This window comes from Telluria sp. Soil_C_11 (assembly GCF_057657395.1).
Genome location: NZ_JBDGIN010000016.1, coordinates 1 through 26,361, shown reverse-complemented (window position 1 = coordinate 26,361; position 26,361 = coordinate 1). Strand labels below are relative to the sequence as shown.

Here is a 26,361-nt window from a genome sequence, read left to right as displayed (position 1 = left end):
TCGCCGCCGTCCTGCCGCTCCCGGCCACTTCCCGGACTTCGGCTACCTTGGCCCGATCCGGGCGCGGTGACGCTGACGCGCACCGGCACCGCCGACCAGGTGCTGGCCGATCACGGCGCCGGCGGCCTCGCCGCCGCGTCCTGCCGCTCCCGGCCACTTCCCGGACTTCGGCTACCTTGGCCCGATCCGGGCGCGGTGACGCTGACGCGCACCGGCGCCGCCGATCAGGTGCTGGCCGATCACGGCGCCGGCGGCTTCGCCGCCGTCCTGCCGCTCCCAGGCACTTCGCGGACTTCGGCCACCTGGCCCGATCCGGGCGCGGTGACGCTGACGCGCACCGGCGCCGCCGACCAGGTCCTGGCCGATCACGCCTGGTCAACGCTGACGGCGGTGGTAGCGGCGCCGCGGTATCCAGCCCACGGCTCGGCTAACGCCGACCCGTGCGGATCATGCACGACTTGCCTGCGTTGCACTCCGGCAAGAGCGCACTACTCCAGCGCTGGCAGGCCGGTGCCCGTCCTGCCAGCGAAGGTCTGACCGGTGGGACGCGATCCGGTGCCCCGGACCCCGTCCCAGAAATGAAAAAGGTGGGGGTAGAGACCCCCACACCCCCCTCTAAAAGAACACACATTACGCACGAAACGTGCTGCGTACAAAACGGCGCTAACTAACTGATCCTAAAGCATAAAGTCTGTTTACAGCGGAGAGTCAAGACCATCCCGCACATGTCTTGAAACCCAATACATGTGGTAAATCAGGGCATTACCTTGTTTTCAATTGATTGCGAGTGGACGAAAGTATAATATTTAATTTAAATTGACTTTTTGGGAGCGTCCGATGAAGACTATTCCTGTTGGTACACGGCTCGATGTGGACCTGCATAGGGCGTTTGAGGAGGAGATGAAGCGGCGCGGACAGGACAAAGCGGAGCTCTTGCGCACCTTCATCCGCGACGGCCTGGCTCGCTACGACTCATATTCCGAGCAGATCATGCAAACCCAGCTCTCGATCCTGGAGCACATGAAAAAGCTCCAGGAGATGATGGGCGCAGCACTCCATCTGAACGTCGAGCAAACAGTCTTGAGCTTGCGCCAGGGAGCCAACGAAACGCCAGAGGCATACAAAGAGCGTCTTATGACCGAATACCGAAAAACGGTATTTGAGGCCCTCGGTAAGGGCGGACGGATAGCATCGGTTGCCGCCGCGAGGACGGCGAACGCAAAGGTCGGCCATGATCACTGATCTCCCCGGTTTCGTGAGCGTCAACAAGCTCGAGTCGCTTCCAAGTGGCCGCTACTTTGTGGTCGAGTCCATTTATCAACCCGCCGCCGAATCGTCGGCTCTGGTGACCATGAGCGAGATCCTCACTGTTGCGGGAAACAGGACTGTCGCCGTCGACTTGCAGGTCCTGACAGACGAAGGCGAACTTCGTTTCCGCGACTTCTGTTTGACCGCCAGCGGTGCCTGGCGTGACAGCTATGGCGCAACTGCATGGAAGCTTCAGGACCTACTTCCGTCTGAGTTGGCGAAGTACACGTTGACGTCGCGTCAGGGAACCGTCGTCGATCATGACGGACATGGCAACCTGCTTCAAGTGCCGGCGAGGGAGCAAAATTATGGCGCGTAACATCGCAGCGACAAATGCTGGTGTAGGCCAGGCGAGCGTGTCCACGCGAGTCAAACTGACAATCCAGGCGGCCAAAAAGTGCTTGGTCTTCGGGACTTTTCCACTGTTCGTCGCGCCGATCGCATATTGGATTTCTGCCGCCTCGCCTCAGGAGTTCGACGTCGCAAAATTGTACGTTGAAGGAAAAGTGCTGGACGATACGGTTCCAAGGAAGTGGCGTATTCGCGATCTGGACGGTACCCGTAAGATTGTCAGCGTCAACGCTGAAGTCGGTCCGCCAGTCCAGTACATCGCGGCGAAGGATTTACCTTCTTTGATGGGTGAGCGCTGGGAACCTGCACGGGACTTCCGACGAACCGTATGGATCGCGACCGGTGCTGGCATTTTGGGCTACTTCGCGGTCTGGCAGCTCTTCGTTTTCCGCGGGCGACAGCAGCAAGCAAATAGGCGCATCCGTGGTGCGAGAGACATCGTTACCGCTGCCGAGCTTAGTCAGCTCGTGCGCAAGATTGGCCCATCAGGATACCGTCTGGCGCACGTGCTGCTGCCGCGGGATGCGCCGATGCGCGGGATTCTTGCGATCGGGGCGCAGGGTAGCGGCAAGTCGATGGCGATCCATGACCTCATGCAGCAGGTTTTCCGAAACAAACGCAAAGCGGTGATCTATGACCAGAGTGGAGAATTTTTCAGGGCGTACTATCGGCCAGGAAAGGATATATTCTTCAACCCGGCATTTGAAGGCTCGATCGCCTGGTCGATCTTCATGGAGATGAAGAATCGATACGACTCCAGTTCTCTTGCACAGGCATTTCTGCCACCGAAATCGACGGCCGGAACGGTTGGCGCCAACAGCTTTTTCGAGGATGCGGCCCGCGCGCTCTTCTCGGTAATCCTCTTGCGCCTGACCGAACGAGGCGCGGTCAACACGAAGGACATTGCGGAGGCTTTCCTGGAAATGCCCGAAGACGAGATGAACCTGCTCATTCAGAAATCGGTGGCGAGCTCCGCTATCGGAGGGGACTCCAAGGGCCAGCGACAAGGCGTGATCAGCTCGATCTCCATCTACCTCGACGGCATTGCATCGGTCAATGAAGGCAAATGGTCGATGTCCGAGTTTCTCGACCGCGACGATGATGTGCGCCTGTTCATTTTCGGCACGGACGACACGAAAGCGATGTTTGTCCCGCTGTACCGGCTGCTGCTCCAGGTCGCCTTCAACGCAATCGCGGCCCGGCAGGAAGTTGTGCATCACGACCAATATTGGTTCTTCTTGGACGAAGTGCACACCTTGGGTGACATCAAGGTCGACGAACAATTGGCGACCTTGCGCAAGTTCGGTGTATCGATCGTCGCCGGCACCCAGGTCGACAGCCAGTTTGTCACGAGCCTGGGCAAGGACCGCGCCGAGTCTGCCATGAATGGATTCAATACGCTGCTGCAGCTGGCGATGAACGATGCCGAAGCGAAGGAACGCGCCGCGAAACGATTTGGTAAAGCGGAGACGGAAACGATCTCGCAGAACCAGGCCGTTGCAGTCGTTGAGCAGCGCGATGGCGCGGGTCTGGTAATCAACGAGCAGGAGAAGTGGGCGGTCATGCCGGCGACGTTCGGTCAGCTCTCTCCTTGTACCGGTTTTCTAAAATTGTCCGGTGACTTCCCCGTCGCCGCGGTCGACTACTCGGCATGGCTCCGCAGGAGGTTTTGGATCCTTCCTGCACGAATCGAATCGTTCGCGAAGCGGAACGAGAACCCGCCGCGGGATGCACGCTTCAAGATCTCGCGCCCGGTCCTGCCAAGCGGCGAAAGCGCGTTCGATGGCGTGCGCCGTGAGGCCGAGCAAGCGCGAATCGAAGCGGAGCGCAAGAAGAAGGAAGAGCAGGAGCAGCAACAAAAGCAGCAAGCGAACGAACAGCAAGCCGCGGACGGCGTGATCGACGTCTCGATGACCTCCGCATCTACGGAGGTGGCGACGCCGAATCCGCACCGTGAAATCGACCTGGGGTTCTAATCATGCTGGCGACCGAACCGACACTTATCCGACGTGCTATCAATACTTTGTTCATGGGCGCGTTACTGGCCGCTACGGCCGCTTACGTGTTTCGCGCTGAAATCACCGATGCCGTCACGGACGGTCTCAACAAGAATGACGCAGCAGTAAAACGCGTGTGGGATGATGGGGTCCGGGGCAAGATGAGCCTGCGGCCACAGACGAACGATCCTGCATTCCTGCAGGTTTCCGGGCTGCGTGCCGGCGCAGCCACCCAGGTGGGTGTTCCCATTTCGTTCGATTTGACGAACCTGGGCGACGCGAACGATTTTCCTAACATCGCCGTCTTGACGGTGGATGCGTCTGGCCGGCCCCTGCGCAAGATCCTGTTTTCACCCGCAGATTACAACCATGGTAAGCGCTTCGAAAGGGAGCGCGTCGAGCTTCTGGTCCGTCCTCGGCCGGATGAGCGTAGTTTCACCGTTCAAGCGTTTTACGGGGAGCGCCCATGATCGGACTCTACAAGCTGGGCAGCAGTGACGACGCAGCACGCTATCACGATAATGCGCTCAAGTCGGATGGCCCGGCTCACGACCGCGCCGACAACTATTATGTTAACGAGCAGGCCAACTTGACCTGGCAGGGGAACGGCGCCGAGGTGCTCGGTCTTGCGGGTGAGACCGTGACCAAAGAGCAGTTCGTCAAATTCCTGGACGGCGAGATCACCAACCCGGCAACGGGAGAGGTGCAGGACCTGTCGGCGAATTCGCGAGGGGATGAGCGAAGGCTCGGCTACGACATGACGATTTCGGCGCCGAAGAGCGTTTCCATCGTCGGGCTGGTCGGGGGCGATGAACGGGTAGTGCAGGGGCACGTCGACGCAAACCGGGTTGCGATGAAATGGCTCGAAGAGCACGGCGCCCAGGTCCGGGTAAAGGATGAAAATGGGCAGAACCAGTTCAAGCCGACGGGCAACCTGCTTTACGCCACGGTCCAGCATGAGACCAGCCGCGAGAACGACCCCCAGCTCCACAATCACAACGTCGTCGTGGCGGTCACATATGACCACGACGCACAGAAGTGGCGTTCGCTGACCAACGACGAGCTGTTCCGGATTCGCACCCAAGCGGACACCATTTACAAAGCTGAGCTCGGCCGCAATCTCCGGGAGGCGGGGTACGAGATTGCATACCGCGAAAACGGCATCGACTTCGACATCAAGGGCGTGGAGGGTCCACACCTGGAGGCATTCAGCCAGCGCACCAAACAAATGCGGGAAGCGCTCGAGGCGCGCGGTATCGATCCCGACAGCGCCTCGCACCAGGCGCGCCAGTCCGCCGTGCTGGCTACTCGCGCGCGCAAGGTCGACCTCGAGCGCGATTACTTGCGCGAAATCTGGGAGGAGAAAGCGCGGGAGGCCGGCCTCGATCTTGCCGCCATCGTTGACAAGGCGAGGAAGGCCGGACCGCAGCTGGTATCTGAGGAACAGCTGGCCCGAGATGGCGTCACCCGCGCCGTGAAACACCTTTCTGAGCGTGAGCAGGCCTTTCCGGTGTCGAAGCTGGAGTCAGAAGCTGTCTTCTTCAGCCACGGTGCCGGCGTAAACGCGATCAAACAGGCAATCGAGGACCGCAAGGAGGACCGCTCACTGGTCGACCGCGCCGGCAAGGGCACGCCGCAGCTAACGACGTCCGCGGCGATCGCCAACGAGCTCACGCTGCAGGACACGATCCGGAAAGGGAAGGGTAAGGGTATCGCGCTGGTGCAAACCCGTGAAGAGTTCAACCAGTTGCTGGACCGCTTCGAGCAACGAAAGACAGTCGAGACCGGGGCGCCCTTCAAGCTGTCGCTGGAGCAGGTCAACGCCGCGCGCAATGTCCTAATGCATGAGGACAAGTTCCAGGGCATCCAGGGCGATGCCGGTACCGGCAAGACGGCAGCGCTGGAGTTTGTGCAGGAAGTGGCACGGGAGCGTGGCTGGGAGACGCGCGGGATCGCCACGTCGACCACCGGCGCCCGTGAACTTGAAAAGGCGACCGGAATCAGAAGTCAGACCGTAGCGGCTTTCCTCACGGAGCGCGACGAGCGGATCAAAATGCTGCAAGGCGAGCTACGTCAGCTCGAGGTGGAGTTCGCGCATTCGCCCGGCACGATTCCGCAGGTCAAGCGTGTTGCGAAGCGCGATCTGCACCTGGAGGGGAGTGGATTTGGTCCCGGCCGTTATGTTTTTGATTCGAAAAGCGGTGAGGTGCTGAAGGCCGAGACGGGCGCGTGGCATCCGCTGAACACGCTAGGGATCAAGCTGCAGGACGGTGGCCAGGCGCGGCGCGCCGGCGGCGAGGAGCAGCTGCAGCGGGCGGAAACGTTTGGTGATCGCTTTCGCGCACGCGCCTCGCAGGCCGCCGGCAACGTGCAGGAAGCCGTCGGGCGCAGCCTGGCTAGCTATGAAGTGGTCGGCCGCCCGGAGGCCAAGGCTGCGCGGGCCGAACACCGGGAGCAGAACGTACAGGAGCGAGCACGTCTACGCTCGTACCTGACCAAGACGGCCCAGATCGAAAATCTGCTGGCCACCGGTAATGCCGAGGGCAAGCCCTTCCTGCTGGTCATGGACGAATCGTCGATGACTGGCGCCAAGGACTCCGCTCGCATATCCGAGATCGCGCGCGACATGGGCGCGAGGGTGGTCTTGCAGGGCGATACCAAGCAACACGGGTCCGTCTCAGCCGGCCGGGCGTTCCTGCAGACCCAGGAAGGCGGGATCAATCTTTCAAAGATCGAAGAAACGAGGCGGTTCGACAACGCGACCGCGCAGCAGAAGAAAGCGATCGCCGAGATGAAGCAAGGCCGCTTCGCGCCCGCCCTGCAAGCGCTCGACACGACGCTTACGAATGATCTGTACGCTACCACCGCGGAACGCTTCATCGAAAACCGCAAACAATTACTCAGCGAGGGCATCACGGACCCGAAGATCGGCGTGGTGGCCATTACCAACGAGGACCGCAAGGAAGCGAACAAGGCTATCCGCGCGGCGCTGCGCGAAGAAGGTGTCATCAGCGGCCCTGACCACAAGAAGCAGCACCTGGACGATCCTAAGCTCACTGGACAGCAATACCAGTTCGTCCCGTCGCTCGCCCAGGAAAAGGTCGACCGGCTGACCGCCTTGAAGGACTACAAGAGCCTCGGGATTGCGCGCGAGGAGATGCTGACGGTAGTCGAGTACGATCTCAACCGCAACCGCTTGGTCCTGCAGCGCGAGAACGGCAAGCTGGTAGAAATCGATCCGTCGAAGCACACCAGGTTTAGCTTTGGCAGGATGGAAGAACGTGTGTACGCGGTGGGGGACACGATCGAGGCGCGAGCGAATATCGGCCGCCTGAAGGATCCGGACCGCATCGCCAACGGCACCCGGGGCGTGATTGAGCAGATCGACGGGAACGGCGCACGGGTGCGCTGGCAGGACGGCCGCGAGTCTTCGATGACCGACCGCCAGCTGCGCTACGTCGACCATGCGTATGCGCATACCTCGCACAAGGAGCAAGGGGTCACCAACCACCGCGAAATCTTCCTGGTCAGCCCAAAGGGTGCTTTCTGGCTAAACCGGGAAGCCAGCTACGTGGCCGCCTCGAGGGCCAAGCAAAACACGGAGATCGTCACGACCGAAGAGGGGCGGGAAGAAATGCTCAAGAATGCCGGCAAGGAGCCGGAGAAGACAACCGCGATCGACATCGGCCGCAACGTATCGCTCGATCGCGTGCAGGTACGCGAGCAGACCCAGGGGCCGGTGCGCGAGCGACAGCAAGAACGTTCCGGCCCAGAGCTGAGCCTGTAACGGATAGGATCCCGGCGCGTCGGGATCCTGTTTCAATGCAGTGCATACGACGCGAATTTGCAACTAACAGACATTCGACACGCGCTACCCCAACAGAGATCACCAAGCGACGAGGCCGGCGCCGCGGCCGGCAGCTGTCAGCAGCGGGTCCAAGCCACGTAGCGCACCGGCCATACACAGACCATACCGGCTCCGACTGGACGCGATCAGGGCACTGAAGGACCATCCCCGTGTGTTGAACGCACCCTCGCAGGCGGCATATCGTCTCCAGGAAGGCCTCGGACGGGGCGGGCTACTCGCAGGCGCAACCGATCGTTTTCCGCGCGCAGAGCATCGTTTTCGCGGGCCAGCGCGGCGTTGCGGTTGTTGGCCTCCTTCAGGTAGCCCTGGGCTTTCTCGACGTCTCCAACCCGGTTCAGCATGCGTACCAGGAGCGTCCATTCCGCATTTAGCGCTGGCTCATGGCGCCAATTGTCTTCCTCACGGTATTTGAGCAGGACGTGGCCGCACACGACGTTCAGTGACGAGCGATCGCCAACCTCGATCAGGCCCCAGCGCGCCGGCAGCTCTTCAGGAGAGATAAGGCCGGCGGGCGCCATGAAGTATCGATAGGTACCCATGCCCAAAGAAGGATCAATGCGGTGCGGCTTCTTGCGATCAGCGAGAAAATCGGCCCGGCTTACCTTGACCTCGACCACTACCGAGGCTTCTTTGAATACGGCAGCCCGGAAACCGATGGCGTCCGGTGTTTCCCCTTTCCAATCAGAACGGCACTCCGAGAATGCGATCTGGCATCCTGGACCAGATCGACTAGCCGGCCTTTGCAACCACTTTACGGCCAGGTCGCATAATTGACGATGTGTGAGGGGCACGTGGATCTCCCTTTTAATGGCGAGCGGCTGATTCTTCCTGGCGGCGAGATGCAAGGCGATCGCGAGCGGCCGCGAACTGCTCGACGCCGTTGCCGGCGCCATCGCTTCCGTAAAGCGCTATCCGCACCACATCGAGCGTCAGTGCGATCGTAGTGGTATCCCATCCCTCGTTGACCAGCGTGTGGCCCAGGGCGCAAAGCTCATCCTCCGCTTCTTTCAGTGCGACACGCTGGATAGCCGCTTCTGTGATTTCAGTCATGTGTTCTCCACGAGAATAGATGGCTTGAACGGCTATAAAGGACACGTCGTTTTGCATGCTGGGTACCTGCTACAGCCTAAGAACGGCTGCCCGGCATTTCCTCCACGTTTGGCTACCCTCCGCACCATTTTCGATCCGCACGTAGGGCACGCTTGCGCATCAACACCTGGTACCTGAATTTCAGTTCGAACCTGAGGCATTGGTGAAGGAGGCAATTTTTCGAGCATGAGTAGAAGTGCTTTCCCGTCCAGGAGTTGGACATTCCGTCCGCGGGCAAACTTTTGTGCGTCCTCTGTAAAGTATCCAGACGTAACGACAAAGCCGCCGGCGACGCCTTCAGCAGCCATTACGCCGTAAAGCTCACGCACGACACTGACGCCGACTCGGGTTGAGCGCCATTGCTTGCATTGAACCAAGAATTTTTCCCCCTCTCTTCGAAGCACCAGGTCAATGCCTCCGTCCGCCCCTCCACCGCCGACTTCGTCGACGGTATATCCCTGCCTTCGAAACCATTCACCGACCATTTGCTCGAATTCTCGCCAGGTCATTCCATTCAAGGCATCCATGCCTCCCTTGCGGGCAACCTTGTTTAGAAGCGAGACGCGCGTCCTGCGCCGCACTGCGGAGCCGAGAGCGCCCATCAAACACAAGACTGGAACGACATACTGCCCAAATCCGGCCAATGTCCGCCCAAGCATTGGCCCTACCATCGCGGACAATCCCTGTGCAGTCGTCACCGGCGCCGTCTCCAAGGGCGCCGTTGCGACTGAATGCAAAAAAAAGTAACTAAGCGCACCAACGGACAAACCCATCCACCATGGCATCAGCGCGATAAGTTCCATGAAGTCTTCCGCTGCGCTCGTTTTTTGTTTTCGTGGCATCGTGATAAATAAAAAGTTGGTCGGACTTTCGCGCGCGAAAGTTAACCTAGATTATTATCTGAATTGGCTCAAGCCAGGGCTCCCCCGACCACCATTACCTACACGGGCAGCCTGCAGCGCCGAGTCGCGAGCACGGTTCGCGACTTCGCGCAGGGTTTCGCCTTGCTCCAACGTGGCAATTCCAACGACGACCTGCAGGTGTGGCAACGGCGTATGCATGTCGCCGAACACAACCACGCGAGACGCCCTCGAGATCAGACGGTTGGCAACGATCGATGCCGCCAACATGTCGCCATCGAGTCCCACTATGCACTCTCCGGTCGGGAGCGGTACGTAAAGGTCAAACGGCCTGATCGATTGACGAACGGCACCTTCCAGGCCCTCCATCGCATGGCGAACAGCGACGTGACCGTGACAAAGGCTCATCGCCTCACGGTTGATCATCCTGACGAGCACGACGCATCCAATGTCTGCAGGGACGACGTCGTCGAGGGAAGGGCAGTCTGCGCCGGCACGCTCCAGGCCAGCCTCCCGGCCCGGATGGCATCCAAGCAGTACCCTGGCGAGGACATGTGAGAAGTGTGCGGATAGCTCGACCAGTCGGTCGAGGCGGGTACGGTCTATGAGCAGTAGCACCGCGTCGGTGTCGGCGCGTACGCTGGCGGCGCTGGCCATACCCAGCAATACCTCGGAGACACCGACGAGCGCGCCCCGTTCGAAGGACGCCGTGGTTTCGCCGTTGCTTACCACCAGGGTGCCTTGGATTGGAATGATCAGGAGTGGCTCCCCGGATCGCGACGGTTCTAGAGTTTCGCCGGCGCTGAGCGAGACTACAGGCGCCTCGCTCAGCGCCTGCGCTGACGGGTCGATGTCGTCAAAAAGACCAAGGCCGCCAATGGAATAAGGGGACCACTGCAGAAGGCTGGCGTGCCTCATTCAAGCCTCGCTTTCCATTGCGGGAAGCGGGGTCTGCTTCCGATACGGTTTTGGCGGCGCCGCCGGCGGGAAGGCGGGCATCTCGCCGGAATCGAGTTCCCACTTCACCGACGGCAGCTTGCTGCCCTCGATCAGCTTGTCCATCTCCTCGCGGTAGGTGTCACTGGCGCCAGGCGGCACGATATACACGGCGGTCGGCTGCGGTTCGGTGTCCGACAGGACGGCCGCGGCCAGAGGACTGGTCGACGCCAGGTTGTACCGGAGGCCCTTCACGTAACGCCGCTTCTTATCGCCCAGCATGCCGAGCAACATCAGTTCGAACTGGTTTTCGAACGGCACCCAGCCTGGCGACACGACCATCAGGGCGATCTCCTCGAACGACGGTACGCCTGTATGGCCGACTCCGACGGTGGCGATCGCCATGAGGTGAACGCCATTATCGCCGTTTGAGCTCCACAGCTCGATCTCGGTCGCAAAGCGCTTCTGCAGGCGCTTATGGATATCCTCGTTCATCATGAAGTCGCAATCAGGCACATGCTTGAAGCGGATCTTGAATCCATATCGTGCCGTGCCGATTTCGGCCACCTCGCCGATCACGATCATCAGCTGCCGTGTTTCCTTTAGAGGTGCTGCCGCCTTCGCCATGCGAGCCATGCGCCGTTGCGCGATCTCGGCCTTCTTGTCCTTGTCGAACGGTTCGGGAATGTAAAGCCGCTCGACCAACGCGCTGCCCTTGGTCATCTTGTTCTCGGCCGCCAGCAGCAGGTACTTGCGGATGACGGGCCAATGTCGCTTTCCTTCCATCGCCGGCGACCAGCGATTGAAGCCGGCCTGCTCCCAAAGGTAATGCAATGTGCCCCGCAAGGTCAGCTTGTTGCCATCGGTCTTAACGCTGTCCTTTTCAGACGTGCCGGGGGAGGGCGCGGCTTTTCCCGCTACCTTGGTCAGGGAGAAGCCCAGCTTCAGCGTGGTCAGGCCCTCGTCCGCGTTTTCGTCGATCGCATTACCCATCAGCTGGCCAAGCCCCGACAACTCGGCCGGCGGCTCGTAGGAATCGCAATGTGGCGCGTGGTCAGGGCCTGTGTTCGGCATGCGTTTGACGGCGAATTTACCCGTGACCCTGGCGATATACATCTCGACACCGCCAGGCCGGCAGTCGCAGGAGGGACGAACCTTGGTCCCGTAGACCGATGCCAGTGCAGCGGTAAGGGCCGGATCGGACATTTCGAACAGCTGGTCGTGGATGCGCAGCATGTCTGCTCCTCAGTTGATGATTGCGATGCCGATGAAGATGAAGAGGATGATGAAGGCCGCCCAGTTCAGGGCACGCGCGCCGCGTTGCGTCAGGCGCTGAAATTTTCGGGATTCGTCGTCCATGGTTATTCTCACTTTCGCGCGCGAAAGTTACTGTTGGGCGCAGGCCGTCGCCGCCTGGCATTCGGCCCAGATCGCCAGCCGCTGCTGGTAACTCTTGGCACGCGTCGTTTCCACTTCCTCGACCGTGGTCCCGACGCCGCCGGCCGCCGCGATGGCTTGTGCCAGGGCGCCCTGTTCGCTGGCCGGCGTTTTCGGATTGCGATAGGCGATCACGATCTCGCCGACATGCCCCGCGTTGTCCGCCACGCGCCGAATCTCGATTTCTGAATACCCGGCGTAGTCGAACTCGGGCAGGGGTAGCGGAAGCAAGGCGCTACTTGCCCCGCCCGTCAGTTTTGCGATGTCCGAATACAGCGTGCTGTACTGGGAGAGGTTAACCGCGTCGACGCCGAACTTGTCCACGCCGAATTTCGCGACCGCAGCTGTTGCAAGCACGTTCACGGCCTTTTTGGCGGTGACGCGCGACGCGAGGGTGGCCGGATCGCCGTCCTTAATTACGGACGCGCGAAAGTACTGGTTTTGTGCCCGGACGAAGTCGGCCATTTGGCCCGGTTCAAGCTTGACCGGGCCGCTGACGAAATAGACGTGGGAACCCTTGTTGCCAAAGCCGCTGCCGGCCATGATCTTGAATACCTCGTCCGACAGCGGAGTCGAACGCTTCTCGCGGAACAGTCCTCCCGAGCTCGGAACGACCTTCGTGCCGGCGGCATCGATGTATTGGAAGCCGAAATTCTTGGATCGCAGACCATCCAGAGAATATTCCGCAGTGGTCTTGTTGGGGTCCCAGTTGTCGATCGGCCGGACCACGATGACATGGGTGTCGCCGACATCGAAATGGGCGGGAGCGGCGAGGGCGGCGACCGGTAGGACACCGGCGACCAGGAAAGCAAGAGCGCGCATAGTCAGCCTTTCAGGTTGAGTTTGGTACGGATCACTTCGCAAGCTGCCGCCTGCTTTGCGAACGCGGCAACCTTTGACGTTTCAGACGCCAGACTACTTGTGCAACTGTTAATGCTCGAGCTTGAAGCGTCAAGCTTTTCTTTCAAGCCGGCCACTTCTCCCTGGAGCGATTTGACATTTCCCTGCGCTGTAGTCAGCTCGCCTCGCAGCTGCTCGAGCTGGGCCGAATAGGCGCTACGCTGGTGGAAGTACGCGACAACGAGGGCGACGAGAATCGCTGCAACGGCCGTGATTGCCAGGATGGTACGTCGACGGCGCGGCCGCTCGAGCGTGATGTTCGGGGAGGAATCGAAGACCTTCATCATGCACCTTTCGTTAGATTACGGGTTGGTCGGTGGAGCAACTGGAGCGGCGCCAGGCGGGTAAGCGAGGCCGTTGCCGGGGTTCTGCAACGCGCCCTGGTCCGTGTTCTGGATGACCGGGGTGTAGTTGCCCTTGATGTTCGTTGGAAGGTTAGCCTGGGCCTCCTCCAGTAACTTGCCAGTGAATTCGCTGAAATCGATCCGGGTGAAGTCCAGCTGGCTGACCTGTTCCGGCGTGAGGCCCGAGCAGTCTTCGATGTTCATGCCCATTTGCGACTTACCTTGCGTATTGATGATCTTGGCGAGGACGGAGTTGAACGAGCAATAATGCTGCCTGCGCTCGACGCAGCTGAATAACACCTTCTTGCTGCACTCTTCCCGCACGAATACGGTCAGGTTCGCGCCTTTGTGCATCTGGAAGATGTTTTCTTCTTCGCTGCATTGTGCGAGCGACATCAGGTACTGCAGGGCCAATTGGGCAGCGAAGACGTAGGGGTTGAAGGTGACAAAGCCTTCGCCGGCAGAGAAGCCAAAAGTCCCGGAGAGATCCATCGTCCCCGGTAAGGCCGTCGCCATATCGAGAGTCCCGGTACCGTACGTGAAGCCATATGCGCTTAACGTCATGCCTTGCGAAGCGAAGTTTGTTCCGATCGCCTGCCCAAAGCCTGTGCCGGCGTCCTGCAGCACGACGTTTTCCGCGTTCTGGACCGACAGCAGCAAGCCCGTCGAGAAATATTCGACGTTCTGGTACATTGCGTCGAAAACGTAGGGCGACGCCGTGTCGACAAGCTTTTCGCCTGCGTACTTCGCCACACTGAATGCCGCGTTCCCAGCCATTTTCTGCATGAAGCCACGATTGGAAGTCGCGCCCGGTGTCCCAGTGCAGCAATTGCGCAGGCCGAAATATCCCTTCGTGCATGACTCGGCGACACCGTTGAAGACGGTCTTGTTCGGCTCGGCGTAGACCTGCGTCTCACGCGCGATTTCCATTGCCAGAGCTGCCTTCACGAACGTGATGTTCTGGTTTGCCGGAGTAGTCATGGAACTTGTGTCGAAGAGATTGCCCGAGCACTGGACCTGCGCGCTTGTCTCGGCCGGGTGCGTCATGCACTTGTACGTGAAGTTCCAGGCCGTGCATTCCCCTGTTTCCGCCTTGTGATCGGTGCAGACGCTGCCGACGACCGAACAGGCCGGGTTGTTCTCGTAGGGCGTGCAAGAATTCGTTGGCGTCGGGTTGTCGCACGCGTACTGGTACGAGTATTTCCAGCATGCCTGCGGGATTGAGACTGCACCGGTGGGTGCCGGAGCTCCGGCCAGGCAAACCAGCTGGCCGTCCGTAAGGGTTTTGCATGGCGTCGAGTCAATGCAGGTCTGCGAACCGGGCACCAGGCTGCAGGCGCCCGCTGGATAAGACTCGGCCCATGCCGGCGCTTGGATAGCACAAGCCGCGGCGACAGCGGCAGCGATTTTCCGGATCATTTCGGGGCTCCCAGCGGTACGCCCGCGCTTTGTTCGTACGGCAGGCAGTTGTCGATCCAGTGCGTTTGCACAAGTACGTTCTTGCATTGGTTGCCTATCGGAGTCGTGCCACCCGGGCAGGAATAGCTGAGTGCCGCATTACTTGTGGTCGACGATTCGCACAAGGCGCCGTTCAGGGTCTGCCCAGTCGGGCAGTGGTAATTGGGAACGGCAGGCGTGCTATCACTCGACACGCAGTCGGTACCCGACAGCGTCCCGGACGAGCAGCTGTACACCGGCGTGGCAGGGCCATTTGCATCGATGATGCAGTTAGAACCGGAGAGGGTGCCTTGCGTGCACTGGTAATTGATGGTCGCGGTCGTGGTGGTGACGCAGCTGGTGCCCGACACGGTGCCGCCATTTGGGCAAGATGTCGTCCCCGTCGCCGGCCCCGTGCAGATATAGCCGATGATGGAACCCATGTAGTTGCAAGACGCACCAGGCACCGGCGAGCCTGACCCAAATTGACAGGTGTTGTTCCCAACCGATACCGACCCCGGCCAGCAGGTATAGGTGATCGTCCCACTGTAGGAACTGACACATTGGTCGCCGTTGAGCGTGCCCTGCGAGCACGAATACGTCGTATTGGCCGGTACCGAAGCCTGACCCGTACACGTGGTTCCAGATAGCGTGGCTCCGCTTGGGCATGTATAGGAAAGCGAGGCGGGGGAGGTGCTGCTGGTCATACACAGCGTGCCCGACAGCGTACCGGCTGGACACCAGTACGATACGGACGCTGGGCTAGTCGTCGTCCGCACACAGTATTGCCCTTGCAGCGTTCCCACCGCACAGGAGTAGTTCGGCGTCGCCGGCGAATAGCTGGTGGTGATCGCGACGGCCAGTTCCTGCGTGCAGACGTGAGCGTCGGTGCTGACGGTCTTGTTGCATTGGTTTGTCTCGTACTGCGCCGGCTTGGTGATGATCGGCGTCGACACGCAGTTCTGCGGTGTGACCGCAGACGCATTGTTCTGTGCGCCCTGGGTCAGGTGGAAAACAGAATCGTTGGCAGTGATCGCATTCTGGTAACCGAAATTCGAGAGTCCGCCACCGTAGGTGTCCGTGCAGTTGACGCCCGGGTTTGTCGCCACGCCGGTAGCGCCGACGACCTGGAGCTGCGAGTTGTTGAGCGGGACGCAGTCCTTGTTCATGAACTTCACCGCCGCGCATTCCTGGTCGGCGATCGGATCGCCGGTGGGCACGTAGTTTTTGCAGTTGAGAATCTTGTTGTTGCCCAGGCCAGAGAGCGCACCCTGGGCACCCGAAATGTTGTACAGCGGCGAGCTAGTGAGCGGGGACGAGAATGCGCCCAGGCCGGACGGCATGCTCGTCGGTATCGCGCTCGAGCCAGCTGACCAGGCTGCAGGGTTGACGCCGGACGGATTGACGATCTGACTCGCGGACTGAGGGGCAAGCGATTCGGCGAACGCCTTACCGTCGGACAGGGTCGCTGCATTCTGTGCGGTCGCCATGGTATGTGCCGCGCACGCCATGTACAGCGCAGCGACGAAGCGCAGCATCTTCATTTGGTCACCCCGCCTTTTTTAGGCCGAGGGGCGAACTGCGCCTTGAACTGTTCCCCCGTCATGCTGCCGCCCTCGACCGCTTTGGCGATCGCTGCCTTAATCTCGGGAGTGTCGACCGAGAACGTTCCGTCACTGCACTGGGATTCTGCCGCAACCAGTGCGCTAGATCCCTTGCACGAGCGCAGCGGGGGCGTCCCGTCGTCGCACACATTCATCTGGCCGCCGAACTGCGGCCAATAGGTATTGCTGGAAGCCTGGAAGAGTGCGTAGCCGACCCGGCCGCATCGGGGTTGCGACGAGAAACGCGAGATGCGAACGAACGCTACCGTGACATCGCCCTGACTTTTGGTTTGCTGCTGGATTTTCTGGGCGACCAGTTGCGCACCCCGGGAATCGGGCAGCGCGGTGCTGGCGCGGCCGTTGCGCAGGGCTTGCACCAGGGGGCTGTCGGGAGACATTTGCGCGTGCGCGGCTACGTGCAGCGTAACCGCCAACGATAGAGCGAGAGACCGCTTCATTTGGCGTCCTTCATGACGGTTGCGTAGAGATCGGCGTCCGACTGCGCGAACGGCAGATACGGTACGCTCCAGGCATGGTGAAATCGGTCGTTGCGACGCAACTGGTCGAGCGCGCGCGTTTCCGCAAGCACGAACGACGTGATTCCCTGCACCACGTTGTCGGTGCTCTTGCGATCCGCCCCCGCGGTGCTGGTGTCGTAGCAGGTACGCGCAAGCGCCTTGATGTCGAGAGAGCCGGGAGCCGTCCGGAGGCGGTTGACAAGTCGGTACTTGCAGTAGAGTTGAGCCTTGTCCGGGCCGGCGCGTTGCGTGATCTCTTCGAGCCACCGATAACCGTCAGGCGCACCGGTCGCGATCGAATCGCGAAGCAGCTTGATGCGACGGTCCAATGGCAGCTGGTTGTTGTATGCCGCGTTCGGGATGTTCGCGAGCGCCGAATAGCAAGTCTTTCCTACCCTTGCGGCTGCATCGCGATCACCGTTCCGATAGTCGATGAAAGTGGCAAGACCACACACCCGGCTGGACGCTTCGCTGCCGATTGACACCGCACGGTGAACCAGGTCACGCGCCAGCTCAGGATTGCTCGGCTGACCTCTGCCGAAATAGGCCATGTTCGCGAGATTGAAGATGGCCGGCTGATAGTTTCTGGCCGCCGCCGCCTCGTAATGGGAGCGTGCAAGTGCGAAGTCGCGTGGAGCGCCGAACAAGCCGTACTCGTACACAAAGCCGCTGAAGGTCAAGGCCTCGGGCACACCCTGCCGGGTGAAGTTCAGGAGTTTAGCGAGAATATCGTTGCGGTCTTTGCCCTTGTGCATTGGCACTTGGCGAATCAGGGCAATCACCTCCGGACCATGCGGCGAAACGGACACATAGGTCCCGTCGAATTTCAGCGAAGCGCCCAGCTGGTCCAACGAGGGCAGGGCGGCCCTGGCGCGGCCGATCAAGGAATCGTCGGCGGCTTGCGCGGCCGCCTTGTTTCCCTGTCTCATCGACCCGGCAATCTGTTCAACCCGGCCAGAGCGAAGCAGGTCACGGTTCCACTGCACCTCGGGAGTGACGCCCGGCTGCGATGTGTTGCTCACTTGCTGTTGGGCTGCAACCGGCAACGGGCCTCCAACGAGAAGCGAATACAGCAGACCAACAACGAGCACGCCGCCACTGGAGCTACGTCTTGGAAGGTTTACGGTAGGCATCTTCGCGTCCAAAAAAGTCAATCCATATTAAGAATTATACGCTTGATAACCCCAAAAAACTTAATTTAAATTGACTTTTTTTGGACCGATGCGTACGATCGTCATGCAGTTATAGCAACGCTTCCTCCCACCGAGACGGTCGACCCCATGATCGAATTCACCCTACCCGAGTACCCTGAACTGTTTGGCAATCGTCTGAGCGAAGACGAGCGCCTGGCGATGATGCCCATCACGACAGGCTCGAACCGCACTGTGGAGACGGTGCTGCTGCGTGCATTCGCCTACGCCGTTGCCACCGGCGCTTCCGATGTGCACATCTCTGGCCACGACTGGCAGGGGCTCGCTGTTGAGTTCGGCATCCGCACTCCGGTGGGGATGGTGAATTTCCGCTACGACGGCGACAACAACGGCAAGCATTTCCGGGCCAAGATGTTCGACTTGACGAATACGCCCCAGGGCGGCAGCACGCCTGATTTGATGTCGACGCGCTTTTCGCTGTCCTTTCCCGCGTGGTGGGTGAGGGAGCAGGGTCTGCCGACCACCGGCGAGCAGCCCTACGACATCGACGTCCGGGTCGAATATGCGAAGACTTTCGATGGTTGGAGCTTCACCAGCCGTCTCATCAACCAGCAGACCGCCCCGACGCTCGAGCAGCTGCGTCTGCCATATGCGCTTGAGGCATTGATTCGGCGTCTGATTTGCGAGCCTAGCGGACTCATCCTTGCAACAGGGCCGACCGGTTCGGGTAAGTCGACCTTGTTGAACGCCATGTTGCGTTATCTGATCAATGGCCAGAACTCGATCGTGACCATCGAACATCCGGTTGAATACCGGTTGCGTGGTCCGGGCCCGATCAAGCAGATCGCCGTGCGCGGCGAGGTGACGTTTGCGAAGGCGCTTCGTTCGGCGTTGCGGCAGGATCCCGACATCATCCTCATCGGCGAGATCCGTGACGTCGAGACCATGGACGTTGCGTTGAGCGCGGCCTCCACCGGCCACCTGGTGTTATCGACCCTCCACGCGAACGGCGCCACGGATGCAGCCTCACGCGCGCTGGACTTGTTACCCGACCGGACGCGCGACGCTGTGCGCCTGGCCGAATCGCTGAAGCTGATCATGGCCCAGCGCCTGATCTATAAATTCGAGTCGGAGCCAGCGCCGCGCGAGCTGGGCGTCTACGAACGATCCTGGCTTGAAGACAACGGGCTCGAACTTGCACGGCCGCTGAGCGAAACAACATCGCAGACGCGGGTCGGCAAGACGGCCCTCATCGAAGCTGTCGAGATCGACTATCCCATTAGCCAGGTCATCCGCGGCGACAGGTTCGATCCCGATGCCATGTATCGCCTGGGGTCGCGTCAACTCCAGTACGAAACCCTGGTCATGGCCGGGCTGCGTGCGGTGGAGCAGGGGACCGCAAAGCTCAGCGATTGCCGGACGAAGCTGGAAACGAACCGCCCGGCCGGCGCGACGCCGCCGTTGCGTACCGAACTGGCACGTCGCTTTGGCTTGACCTATCAGGAAGTCGCTCTCGGCATCGATACCTACATCGCGGAGAGAGAACTGAACAGTGCAGCAACACTCGACGATGTCTTCAAGAGGATGTTCAAGTGATGAAACGATTATTTGCCACGATCGCACTCGGCTTGACCTTTTCCGTACACGCGGCGCCGCCGGCCGGTGCCGGCGCGGCCGACCAGCTCCGACCTTACCTGCAGGTCAAAACCGTAGAAGGCGATGAATTTCGCGTGCGCGCGTTTTTCTCGCCGTCCTGCAGCTTCTCCAAGCAGTACTTGCCCTTCTTTTTGAATCTTGCGAACACGCTGCCGCAGGATAAGCAGTTCGCCTTCACGCCGGTCGTGAATAAAGCCGACGGGCTGCCGTATGCATTCGCCTTCGCGGCCGTCCAGCGTTTCTACCCGCGCTACGTCAACAATTTTGTCGAGGCCTCGCTGCGCGGCGTGCAGGAAATGGGGTTGTCGACACGGAACTGGATTGGCATTGAACGGATCGGCAAAGCGGCCGGTATTCCGGTACCCATGGGCCGCCTGGTCGAAGACAACCTGCCTATCCTCAAGGAGGACGTCGACCGCTTGATCGGCCTGCAGGGAAAACTGAAGATCACGAACACGCCGAGCGTGTCGGTCGCCGGTACCTACATCGTAACGCCCGAGTTCACGGGCGGCGACACCAACCAGTTCAGTACCCTGGTCAACGCCGTCATCTCGATGGTGACGCTCCACGAATAAGCTTCGCAGGCGCGTGTATCACATCGTCCATCTGGTACCCACTTTCGCGCGCGAAAGTGCAGGCGCGTGGTCCCGCAACTTCGACGTACTTTCGCGCGCGAAAGTCCTCTTAGGAGTCATTCATGATCGATATCCTTCATCGCCCCGCGCTGGCCGGTTCTGTCGCGTTGTTGATCAAACGGCGGAAATTGGCCGAAAACGGAGCTGCGCCCCTCACACTGGACGGACCACTCCTGCCATCGCAGAAAATTGGTCGGCGAACGACATCGCCTCGGCGCCGTCGATCTCGAACTGACCTTTGCGGATCATGTGAATCAGCTCAATTCCAGCCAGCACCGAACTGGCGGACCGGAACGATTTGAAGTTGAGCATCGGCCTGGTCACCCGCTTAATAGCGCGATGGTCCTGCTCGACGATGTTGTTGAGGTATTTGACTTGGCGTACCGCAATCCGGACGTCGCGACCAGCGTTGACCTCGTCGATCGCCGCCTTATTGGCACCACTCTTGTCCATCGCGATCTTGTCGGGATTGCCGTTCGCACCCATCGCCTTTTCGAAGAAGCGCTTCGCTGCAGGCATGTCGCGCTTGGCCGTTAGCAGGAAGTCGACAGTCTTGCCCTGCTTGTCGACGGCGCGGTAGAGGTATTTCCAGACCCCTTTGACCTTGATATAGGTCTCATCCATTCGCCAGCTGCCACCGACGGGGCGCTTGTATTTCCGGGCCATCTTCTCGATGAGCGGCAGGAAACGAACCGCCCACCGGTTGATCGACGAATGGTCGACCGACACGCCGCGCTCTTCCATCATCTCCTCGAGGTGCCGGTAACTCAGCGGGTAGGCTGCATACCAACGGATGCAGACCAGGATCACGTCGATAGGAAAACGCATCCCTTTGAAGTTGAGCATATCGATTCGTCCTGGGTTCGGGCGCCGCAGTTTACCCGATTGACCCGTCGACGTTCCCTAATGCGACAGAACCAGCGAGGATGAGCGAGCCGAGATCCTGGCCGTTGCCAGCAGCGAGGAATTTGCCAGCCTACCGCCGAGTCAGATCGTGCCGGCGCTGGCCGATCGGGGCGTCTACGTCGCGTCGGAGTCGAGCTTTTACCGCGTCTTGAAGGCAGCATCGCAGCAGCATCACCGCGGCCGCGCAAGAAAGCCTTCCGAACGCGTGCTTACGAGCCATTGCGCCACCGGCCCGAACCAGGTGTGGAGTTGGGATATTACGTGGATGCCAGCTGCCGTGAAGGGCCAATTTTATTACTGGTACATGGTGCTTGACGTCTTCAGCCGAAAGATCGTCGGGCACGAGGTGCACGTGGCGGAGTCGGCGGAACTGGCGTCACGGCTGATGCGCCGGACCAGCCTGGCCGAAGGACTGGCAGGCCGTTCCTTGGTGCTCCATTCAGATAATGGCAGCGCCATGAAAGGGGCGACCAGGTTGGCCACCCTGGAGCAACCGGGTGTGGCGCCGTCGTTCAGCAGGCCGCGTGTGAGCAACGACAATGCCTGTGCCGAATCGCTATTCCGCACCTGCAAATACCGGCTGGACTACCCGAGAAAACCGTTTGCGAGCCTGGAGCAAGCGCAGGCATGGACGCAGAAATTCGTGCGCTGGTACAACCAGGAGCACAAGCACAGTGGCCTGAAATTCGTGACGCCAGCACAGCGTCACAACGGCCAGGATACGGCGATTCTGAAACGTCGGGAGCAGGTTTATGACGATGCCCGCAACCGCCATCCGCAGTGCTGGTCGCGGGGGATTAGGAACTGGACACTGGAGAGTCAGGTCTGGTTGAATCCGGAAAAGATTCGGCCAGAAGCATTACAGTGGGCCGCTTGAGGTGACGCGACAACTACGTTGACAAACGCCGAGCTGGTTTTGCAAAGCTTAGCGCCTAGATAAGCTACGACCGTGGCCGATGCCGCCTCTGCTGGACGCGACGCTTGGCCTTCTCGATTACGTTAGAGCGTCGTCGCACGGAGCTCTCGCACGCTCCTTCCAAGCTTGCGACGAAGTAGCCCTCGCAGAGTCACACCGTCGACGTAGCCCACTTGCTCGGCCACCCGATCGACGCTTTCGTGAGTCGTCTGGAGCAGATGCACCGCGTGTTCGATACGCAAATCCTGGACGAACCCGAGGGGCGTCTTGCCGAGCGTGCTCCGCATGCGCCGCGCCAAGGTGCGCTCGCTTGTTCCGATCGAAGTCGCAGCGTCGGCGAGATTAAATCCCTTCGAAAGATTGCGACGCGCCCATCCCTCGAAGCGCTCGACCAAGGGGTCGGCGTGCGCGAGGTGATCAGGGATGGCGTAAACCGCTTGTGATGCGCGCGAATCGACCAGCAGGTAGCGGGCCGTGAGTGCTGCAAGCGCAGGGCTTCGACGCCTCACGAGTCCAAGCGCCAAGTCGACGTGTGCCAAGGCTGCCCCGGCTGTGACGAACGGCGCCGAGACGATCATCATGCGCGAGTCGTCAAGCGAAACCTGCGGATAGCGACGGCGAAAAAGCGGCGCGAGCCACCACGATGTTGTCGCCGTGTGTCCGTTCAGAAGCCCCGTATCTGCGAGCAGTAAAGTCGCTGTGCAAGCGGCGCCGATCCATACGTCATCGTTGAATTGGGCGACCATCGCTGCCTTGATATCGCGTAGCTCCGGCTGCTCAAGTGCGGCCTCAACGGCATCAGACGTCACCGGTCCAAGGGCAGGCGTGACGATCGCGTCCGGCCGAGACTGCCGGTCGATGGACTGCACTGGAACAATGAGTCCGTTGGCGGTTCGAACGCGGCGTCGGGCGCCAACTACCGTGACGTTCATAGGCGCAGGTGGAGGGTCCAGCATTGGGGCGAGCTGGTTTGCGTAGTTCAACGTGTCCACGATTGCCGAGAGCCCAAGGTCCGCGACACCGTTGATCGCAAGTACATGAATGTCCATGGCGGGAATCATATCAAAAAAGGCAGCCTTGCCACTTCTTGTAAGCGAACAAGCTGTCTAAAGTACAGGCTTCTTAAACACATTCCCACATACGGGACGAAAGGAAAATCATGAGTAAGCTCGCAATCCTCGCGACCATGGAAGCCAAGCCGGGTAAGGAAGAGGCAGTCGCCGAATTCCTGGCTGGCGCCAAGGAAATCGTGGAAAAAGAGGCGTTCACCATCACTTGGTTCGCGATCCGTACCGGCAAGTCGACGTTCGCCATCTTCGACACGTTCGACAACGAAGCTGGCCGCAATGGTCACCTGACCGGTCAAGTCGCTACGGCTCTGATGGCATCCGCCAAGGACCTCTTCGTTCGCGATCCGGTCATCGAAAAGGCGGATCTGCTCGCCTTCAAGGTGCCCGCGTAATGAGCATGGCGGCGTGGCGGAAACGACAATCGTGTCGATGAAGCATGCCGCCTAGAGTTGAGTTCACTGGGACGCGCCTTTTCTGGCGCGAAAGCCAGTGATGTTTCCCTCGCCGAGGGGTGTCGGCCGGAGTAGATTGTGCGTTCGTCATGTGAATGTTGGCCGGTTCTTTCATAACGCCCTCATAGTTACCATTGATTGAAAGGATCTCGCCTCACCGTAAATACCCGCTGCGGCGCACGATGTACTCCGCTGCGGGCCGACCGTTTTGAGCCGACATCATCTAAAGGGTTTGACTAATGCTCGCCCCTATAGAGGCTTGTGCAAGCTCTTTCCGAATGCCGTCACTTTCGCTATTTCTAGACAAAGGTGTACGAGCAGATCTTGTTGCCCGCCGGATCACGCAGATAAGCTGCGTAGGCGCCAGGCAGCTGGCCACGCGGGCCAGGCTGCCCCTCGTCGGTGCCGCCTGCGGCAAGGCCGGCGGCGTGGAATGCATCTACCTCGGCGGGAGTTGCAGCAGCAAAGCCGATCGTCACGCCATTGCTGGAGGGTGCTTCACCGTTGCCAGGACGGGCAATGATAAAAGCCGGCTTCTCACGGCCGAAGAGCACCCAACCGTTACCGAATGGACCGAGGTTCTTGATGCCAAGAGCCCCCCAGAGTCGCATCGTAAAACGCGGCCGACTTCTAAACGTCGGCGGCGCCGATAAAGACGTGCGAGAAAATGCTGTCACCGGAACTAACTGGACTAGACATAGTTCTTTTCCTTGATATTTGATGTTGAATGAATAGTTAGTGTTCGTGAATCAATAGTGGATCACCGTGCGAATCGACTTGCCTTCGTGCATCAGATCGAAGGCTTTGTTGATATCCTCGAGACCCATGGTGTGGGTAACGAATGGGGCGAGATCGATCTCACCTTTCATTGCGTCTTCCACCATGCCGGGAAGTTGGGTGCGCCCTTTGACTCCGCCAAAAGCCGAGCCCTTCCAAGTCCGACCAGTGATCAGCTGGAATGGACGGGTCGAGATTTCCTTGCCAGCACCGGCGACGCCGATGACGATTGACTGGCCCCAGCCGCGATGGGCAGCTTCCAGCGCAGAGCGCATCACGTTGACATTACCAATGCACTCGAATGTATGGTCCACGCCCCAGCCGGTCATTTCGATGAGAACCTCGTGGATCGGCTTCTCGAAGTCCTTAGGGTTGAGACATTCGGTCGCGCCAAACTTACGAGCTAACTCGAACTTGGCTGGATTGGTGTCGATGGCAATGATGCGACCCGCCTTGGCTTGGCGCGCACCTTGGATTGCAGCGAGCCCAATGCCGCCAAGACCGAAGACGGCGACCGAGTCGCCCGGTTGCACCTTGGCCGTGTTGTGGACGGCACCGATACCGGTTGTTACCCCACAACCCAGCAGGCAGACGTGCTCCGGATTAGCATCGGGGTTGATCTTGGCCAGTGACACTTCCGCAACAACCGTATATTCGCTGAAAGTCGAACAGCCCATGTAGTGGTAAAGCGGTTGGCCGTTATAAGAAAAGCGAGTCGTGCCATCGGGCATCAGCCCCTTGCCTTGGGTCGCACGAACCGCGACACACAGATTGGTTTTACCGGACTTACAGAACAGACATTCGCCACATTCAGCGGTGTAGAGTGGAATGACATGATCGCCAGGTTTCACACTGGTTACCCCTTCCCCTACCTCCATGACGATACCCGCTCCTTCATGGCCCAAAACGACCGGGAAAAGACCTTCGGGGTCATCGCCCGACAAGGTAAAGGCATCGGTGTGGCATACGCCAGTATTCGTGATCTTGACAAGAACTTCGCCCTTGCGCGGCGGCTCAACGTCAATCTCAACGATTTCCAGCGGTTTTCCAGGCCCGAAGGCAACTGCAGCACGTGATTTCATGATGTGGTTTCTTTCTAATCTAGGTGAATTTGTTCTCATCGAGGACACTTCATCTCTCTAACGCAGGTACGACCGGACGATAGAGATTGTTTCGTCAATGGACTTGTTCTGCGAATCACTCCTGATCTCGCTATTCGGAAATTCTTCTCGCAGATAGCTTTCCAGGACCGTGGCCATCAAGCCGTTAACCGCTCCGCGGACTGCCGCGAGCTGCTGAAGAATCGCAGGGCAATCAGCACCTGCATCAAGTGCTTGTTCAAGAGTAGCTACCTGTCCTTTGATACGCCTGATACGCGTGAGGGCTTGTTTCTTTTCTTCCGGACTATGTGGCATCGAACACCTCTCTACTAGTTAAGCGCCCCCACTATACCATACTGCCCTATAGTATAAGCAACCGATTTTTTGCTGAAATTTGTGTTTTTTTCGCCTCCTTAAATTTTATAAATCCACGTCAGTCCCCTCTCAAACCTGCCACTCAAGAGACACGTTCATGAGGCATTCCATTCACCAACACTACTGATAGGATGCCGACAAACAACCAGACTACCTGCACGGCGTTTGTCAACGTCGTTGTCGCGTCACCTCAAGCAGCGCACTGTAATGAATCGCCCCGGTTTCCGTGGAGGCCGGTTAGTGTGAGTCAGGCTGGGATAGCCTGACTGCTTAGCTGCTTATAATAGTTTGCCTCAGCTTCAGCCGGCGGTATATAGCCGAGCGGTTCCAGCAGGCGATGGTGGTTGAACCAGGAAACCCATTCCAGCGTAGCCAGTTCAACGGCTTCACGCGTTTTCCAGGGAGCGCGGCAGTGGATCAGTTCAGCTTTATAGAGTCCATTGATGGTCTCAGCCAGGGCATAATCGTAACTGTCGCCCTTACTGCCCACAGACGGCTCAATGCCGGCATCTGCCAGGCGCTCGCTGTACTTTATCGACACGTATTGCGAGCCCCTGTCGCTATGGTGGACCAGCTCATTCCGTTCGGGCTGCCTTGTGTCAGCAGCGGTTGTAAACTGATACAGGCAGCGATTGAAAACTGATACACCATTTTGAGAAGATGGCCGCTTTGCG

The 26,361-nt window shown here is 59.6% G+C and carries 25 protein-coding genes and 2 pseudogenes; 10 read left to right on the top strand and 17 right to left on the bottom strand.

Translation table 11 applies throughout. The annotated features are described in order from the left end of the window. From AC3A6M_RS20385 to mobF, 6 genes are all read left to right on the top strand, one after another. Positions 1-537 (top strand): hypothetical protein (locus AC3A6M_RS20385; RefSeq protein ID WP_487854550.1); only part of this gene is annotated, 537 nt, incomplete at its 5' end. A gap of 300 nt (positions 538-837) precedes the next feature. After that, positions 838-1,242, top strand: coding sequence for a hypothetical protein (locus AC3A6M_RS20380; protein WP_487854549.1), 405 nt, complete (start codon positions 838-840; stop codon positions 1,240-1,242). Beyond that, a complete protein-coding gene (locus AC3A6M_RS20375) occupies positions 1,232-1,627 on the top strand; it encodes a hypothetical protein (RefSeq protein ID WP_487854548.1) in 396 nt (131 codons plus the stop codon). The genes AC3A6M_RS20380 and AC3A6M_RS20375 overlap by 11 nt, the downstream gene beginning before the upstream one ends. After that, a complete protein-coding gene (locus AC3A6M_RS20370; protein WP_487854547.1) occupies positions 1,617-3,635 on the top strand; it encodes a type IV secretion system DNA-binding domain-containing protein in 2,019 nt (672 codons plus the stop codon). Before AC3A6M_RS20375 ends, AC3A6M_RS20370 begins: the two co-directional genes overlap by 11 nt. 2 nt (positions 3,636-3,637) lie before the next feature. After that, positions 3,638-4,126: a hypothetical protein gene (locus AC3A6M_RS20365; protein WP_487854546.1), complete on the top strand. Its 489-nt coding sequence runs from the start codon at positions 3,638-3,640 to the stop codon at positions 4,124-4,126. After that, positions 4,123-7,443: a MobF family relaxase gene (mobF, locus tag AC3A6M_RS20360; RefSeq protein ID WP_487854545.1), complete on the top strand. Its 3,321-nt coding sequence runs from the start codon at positions 4,123-4,125 to the stop codon at positions 7,441-7,443. The genes AC3A6M_RS20365 and mobF overlap by 4 nt, the downstream gene beginning before the upstream one ends. 206 nt (positions 7,444-7,649) lie before the next feature. Here the strand turns inward: mobF and AC3A6M_RS20355 are convergent, their stop codons facing one another. The 11 genes from AC3A6M_RS20355 to AC3A6M_RS20305 form a co-directional block, all read right to left on the bottom strand. Next, a complete protein-coding gene (locus AC3A6M_RS20355; RefSeq protein ID WP_487854544.1) occupies positions 7,650-8,369 on the bottom strand; it encodes an adenylosuccinate synthase in 720 nt (239 codons plus the stop codon). Next, positions 8,329-8,631, bottom strand: a complete 303-nt coding sequence (locus tag AC3A6M_RS20350; RefSeq protein WP_487854606.1) for a hypothetical protein — start codon at positions 8,629-8,631, stop codon at positions 8,329-8,331. The genes AC3A6M_RS20355 and AC3A6M_RS20350 overlap by 41 nt, the downstream gene beginning before the upstream one ends. Next, entirely contained in the window at positions 8,607-9,455 is an 849-nt protein-coding gene (locus tag AC3A6M_RS20345) for a restriction endonuclease (RefSeq protein ID WP_487854543.1), read from the bottom strand. Before AC3A6M_RS20345 ends, AC3A6M_RS20350 begins: the two co-directional genes overlap by 25 nt. 54 nt (positions 9,456-9,509) lie before the next feature. After that, complete coding sequence (locus AC3A6M_RS20340; RefSeq protein WP_487854542.1) at positions 9,510-10,391, bottom strand: cyclic nucleotide-binding domain-containing protein; 882 nt, start codon at positions 10,389-10,391, stop codon at positions 9,510-9,512. Further along, positions 10,392-11,645, bottom strand: coding sequence for a DUF1173 domain-containing protein (locus tag AC3A6M_RS20335; protein WP_487854541.1), 1,254 nt, complete (start codon positions 11,643-11,645; stop codon positions 10,392-10,394). Positions 11,646-11,795: 150 nt separating this feature from the next. After that, entirely contained in the window at positions 11,796-12,668 is an 873-nt protein-coding gene (locus AC3A6M_RS20330; protein WP_487854540.1) for a hypothetical protein, read from the bottom strand. A gap of 2 nt (positions 12,669-12,670) precedes the next feature. After that, on the bottom strand, positions 12,671-13,033 hold the full coding sequence (locus tag AC3A6M_RS20325) for a hypothetical protein (RefSeq protein ID WP_487854539.1): 363 nt from the start codon (positions 13,031-13,033) through the stop codon (positions 12,671-12,673). 15 nt (positions 13,034-13,048) lie between these two features. Next, complete coding sequence (traN, locus tag AC3A6M_RS20320; RefSeq protein ID WP_487854538.1) at positions 13,049-14,509, bottom strand: conjugal transfer protein TraN; 1,461 nt, start codon at positions 14,507-14,509, stop codon at positions 13,049-13,051. Then, on the bottom strand, positions 14,506-16,071 hold the full coding sequence (locus AC3A6M_RS20315) for a hypothetical protein (protein WP_487854537.1): 1,566 nt from the start codon (positions 16,069-16,071) through the stop codon (positions 14,506-14,508). The genes traN and AC3A6M_RS20315 overlap by 4 nt, the downstream gene beginning before the upstream one ends. Then, complete coding sequence (locus tag AC3A6M_RS20310; RefSeq protein WP_487854536.1) at positions 16,068-16,529, bottom strand: hypothetical protein; 462 nt, start codon at positions 16,527-16,529, stop codon at positions 16,068-16,070. Before AC3A6M_RS20310 ends, AC3A6M_RS20315 begins: the two co-directional genes overlap by 4 nt. Positions 16,530-16,585: 56 nt before the next feature. Next, on the bottom strand, positions 16,586-17,782 hold the full coding sequence (locus tag AC3A6M_RS20305) for a tetratricopeptide repeat protein (RefSeq protein WP_487854535.1): 1,197 nt from the start codon (positions 17,780-17,782) through the stop codon (positions 16,586-16,588). A 147-nt stretch (positions 17,783-17,929) separates the two neighbouring features. On the opposite strand from AC3A6M_RS20305, the gene AC3A6M_RS20300 reads away from it, so the two are divergent. Both AC3A6M_RS20300 and AC3A6M_RS20295 read left to right on the top strand, forming a co-directional pair. Then, complete coding sequence (locus AC3A6M_RS20300; protein WP_314542461.1) at positions 17,930-19,396, top strand: ATPase, T2SS/T4P/T4SS family; 1,467 nt, start codon at positions 17,930-17,932, stop codon at positions 19,394-19,396. Beyond that, positions 19,396-20,031, top strand: coding sequence for a thioredoxin domain-containing protein (locus tag AC3A6M_RS20295; protein WP_487854534.1), 636 nt, complete (start codon positions 19,396-19,398; stop codon positions 20,029-20,031). Before AC3A6M_RS20300 ends, AC3A6M_RS20295 begins: the two co-directional genes overlap by 1 nt. 213 nt (positions 20,032-20,244) lie before the next feature. Here the strand turns inward: AC3A6M_RS20295 and AC3A6M_RS20290 are convergent, their stop codons facing one another. Further along, entirely contained in the window at positions 20,245-20,937 is a 693-nt protein-coding gene (locus AC3A6M_RS20290) for an IS6 family transposase (protein ID WP_081925863.1), read from the bottom strand. A 64-nt stretch (positions 20,938-21,001) separates the two neighbouring features. Here AC3A6M_RS20290 and AC3A6M_RS20285 point away from each other — a divergent pair. Next, positions 21,002-21,874: pseudogene (locus tag AC3A6M_RS20285) on the top strand (IS3 family transposase); the annotation flags it as partial. Between the two features lie 122 nt (positions 21,875-21,996). On the opposite strand, the gene AC3A6M_RS20280 reads toward AC3A6M_RS20285, so the two are convergent. Then, complete coding sequence (locus AC3A6M_RS20280) at positions 21,997-22,962, bottom strand: GlxA family transcriptional regulator (protein ID WP_175719043.1); 966 nt, start codon at positions 22,960-22,962, stop codon at positions 21,997-21,999. Between the two features lie 110 nt (positions 22,963-23,072). Between AC3A6M_RS20280 and AC3A6M_RS20275 the strand changes: the two genes are divergently transcribed. Continuing rightward, positions 23,073-23,375: a putative quinol monooxygenase gene (locus tag AC3A6M_RS20275; RefSeq protein ID WP_175719042.1), complete on the top strand. Its 303-nt coding sequence runs from the start codon at positions 23,073-23,075 to the stop codon at positions 23,373-23,375. Between the two features lie 359 nt (positions 23,376-23,734). Here AC3A6M_RS20275 and AC3A6M_RS20270 read toward each other — a convergent pair. From AC3A6M_RS20270 to AC3A6M_RS20255, 4 genes and pseudogenes are all read right to left on the bottom strand, one after another. After that, positions 23,735-24,134: pseudogene (locus AC3A6M_RS20270) on the bottom strand (VOC family protein). 50 nt (positions 24,135-24,184) lie between these two features. After that, entirely contained in the window at positions 24,185-25,294 is a 1,110-nt protein-coding gene (locus AC3A6M_RS20265; protein WP_455829105.1) for an S-(hydroxymethyl)glutathione dehydrogenase/class III alcohol dehydrogenase, read from the bottom strand. 57 nt (positions 25,295-25,351) lie between these two features. Next, on the bottom strand, positions 25,352-25,627 hold the full coding sequence (frmR, locus tag AC3A6M_RS20260) for a formaldehyde-responsive transcriptional repressor FrmR (RefSeq protein ID WP_258848425.1): 276 nt from the start codon (positions 25,625-25,627) through the stop codon (positions 25,352-25,354). A 307-nt stretch (positions 25,628-25,934) separates the two neighbouring features. Further along, positions 25,935-26,361, bottom strand: a 427-nt coding sequence (locus tag AC3A6M_RS20255; RefSeq protein WP_487854533.1) for an integrase core domain-containing protein, incomplete at its 5' end; no start/stop codon positions are given.